This window comes from Pseudanabaena sp. lw0831 (assembly GCF_016584665.1).
In the GTDB taxonomy this organism is placed as follows: Bacteria; Cyanobacteriota; Cyanobacteriia; order Pseudanabaenales; family Pseudanabaenaceae; genus Pseudanabaena.
The window spans coordinates 1-2,262 of sequence record NZ_BBJB01000103.1 but is presented as its reverse complement, the minus strand read 5'-3'; the positions used below and the strand labels follow the sequence as shown (position 1 = coordinate 2,262).

The 2,262-nt window shown below is 45.7% G+C and carries 2 protein-coding genes; one reads left to right on the top strand and one right to left on the bottom strand.

The features are described from left to right. Positions 1-171 precede the first annotated feature (171 nt). Positions 172-810: a hypothetical protein gene (locus APA_RS21320; protein ID WP_201324241.1), complete on the top strand. Its 639-nt coding sequence runs from the start codon at positions 172-174 to the stop codon at positions 808-810. Between the two features lie 258 nt (positions 811-1,068). On the opposite strand, the gene ccsB is transcribed toward APA_RS21320, so the two are convergent. Beyond that, complete coding sequence (ccsB, locus tag APA_RS21315; protein WP_201324240.1) at positions 1,069-2,124, bottom strand: c-type cytochrome biogenesis protein CcsB; 1,056 nt, start codon at positions 2,122-2,124, stop codon at positions 1,069-1,071. Between the last annotated feature and the right edge of the window lie 138 nt (positions 2,125-2,262).

Here is a 2,262-nt window from a genome sequence, read left to right as displayed (position 1 = left end):
CCGCAACTCTATGAATGGGTTTTGAGATGTTATGGAGATCTCCATAACATCTCAAAATGTCATAAAAAGACTGAAAAAGTCATTGCAATTACGCCCGTCCGTGATATCCTGTCACCCATTATTTGCCAGCTAAATTTGTCCAATAGGATTTAATTGGTGTAGAGGACTCCCATGAATTGCTTTAAAATCGCAAACATCAAAATTGCGATCGCCACAACGCTTTTGACGCAGATCGTCAGTATTGGCTTGCCGACAACAGTGCCATCAGCCATGCCATCCGCGATCGCCTTGCCAGGTCAACCCCCCGATCAAGTCATCGATTGGATTAGAACTAACCCAGCATTGCGGCCAGAGTCTGGGGAGCGTCTGCTCGTGCGAAAAAGTGACACACCATCAAGACGATTTCAATTTCAAGCTAGCGTAGTGCTACCGGGGGTTGCCGCCATCCAGAAGAGCGATGCAAATGTGATTAGAAGTGAGCAGATTAGATTTTTTGACATTATCAATGGGGTGACGCGCTCTCGTCTAGAAGAGTCACTGCGCTCTATTTATGGGCCAGATATTATGCGTGACTATGCGATGGCTAAACGGGTTTATGCCTATCCGACGGCAGCGATGGTGCAGCGATCGCAAGCTAAGAATGCTTCGCCAATTCTCAGAGCTTTGCAAGGAGAATTACGTCAAGGCAAGAAGTACGGCTACTGGGTGGAGTTATTGCAAAATGGCAAAGGTAGCGCTAATTCTGGGCAAATCACGGTGTTTGAGTTAGATAGTCTCCCAAAACTTGAGCAAGAGTTAAGCAACCGCTAAAATCTCAAAAAAGTAAAAAAGCCTTGTAAGGGCAGGTTTAGTCACAGTCCAATGGTTAGACCATAGATTTATCCCAAAAACTGCCCCTACGCATAGGTATATTTTCTCTGCAAGTGGATTGCCAGTGAAAAACCCTTGTAGGGGCAGGTTTAGCCACAATTCAATGGTTTACCCATAGATTTATTCCAAAACCTGCCCCTACGCTCTTTTTCTGGGTTTCTTTAACAAAAAAAGCCTCGCTAGGCGAGGCTTTTTTTGTTAAAGAAACCAACCGTAACTGTGTAAGCCTTTACCGAGAAGATTTACGCCGAGATAGCAAGTCCAGACCACTAATAGCCCCACGCTAGCCAAAATCGCAGGTTTGCGTCCTTGCCAGCCTTTAGTAATGCGCGTATGCAAATAAGCCGCAAATACTAACCATGTAATCAAAGACCATGTTTCCTTAGGATCCCAACTCCAGTAAGAACCCCATGCTTCGTTTGCCCATACTCCGCCTGCAATGATCCCAATCGTCAGCAGCGGAAAACCTAATCCGATCGCACGATAACTGAGGTTATCTAAGGTCTCACCAATAGTAAGACGGCGCAAAGATAGCGGTTGAGTTTGGGTAGCGATCGCATCTGCGGTCAGCGTCGAACTATTCGCTGATTGTAAATTACCTGAATTCAAAATACTGCCCATGCCCTCCACCGCAAAAGCCGCAAATGTCTCAGAGCTAGAATTATTAGTGTTATTTCCATCAGCAACACTGCGGAGATTTGTGCCAAAGGAACTACCCTGTAACACTACATCTTGACCACGGGTAACAATCAAAAAGGCGATCGCTAAAATGCTACCTGTCATCAAAGCTGCATAACTAAGCAACATGACGCTAACATGCATCATCAACCAGTTAGACTTCAGCGCAGGCACAAGTGGCTCGGAAGCTTGCATTCCCGATGGCAAGGCAATCGCCGCAAAAGCCGTGATCCCCATTGCGAGGGGCGCAATAAATGCTCCAACTAGTCGCTTAGCGCTGTCATTGGCGCTTTTGTTACCGATACGATTGACGACGATATGCATGGTGGTAAGCCCCCATGCCAAGAAAAACAATGATTCGTAAAGATTGCTCAGTGGGAAATAGCCTGCATCAATCCAACGCGCTCCCAGTAATGTAGCAATACAGAGATTGGCGATCGCCATGCCTGCGTTACCAAGCGATCGTAAATACGGCAAGTTGGGGAATGCGACATGTACCCAAAAAACGAGCATGGTCGCAAAAAGGACGGCAAATGATGAGTTGTCCAGTAAGTTCTGAAGCGCGACGAGTTGCATTCAGGCAATTCTCCAGCAATTTTGAAAAGTTTGTATGATTTGATTTTTAAAAGTGCATATAATATGCGTTTTCATTGTAAGCGATGTTGCTAAGCCTTACCATTTGTCACTTAGATAAAACCCAAGAGAGAGTTGCGG

What these genes read in the sequence shown, in the direction of transcription:
- ccsB (WP_201324240.1), bottom strand. Translation starts at nt 2,124, where the DNA reads ATGCAACTCGTCGCGCTTCAGAACTTACTGGACAACTCATCATTTGCC.
- APA_RS21320 (WP_201324241.1), top strand. Translation starts at nt 172, where the DNA reads ATGAATTGCTTTAAAATCGCAAACATCAAAATTGCGATCGCCACAACG.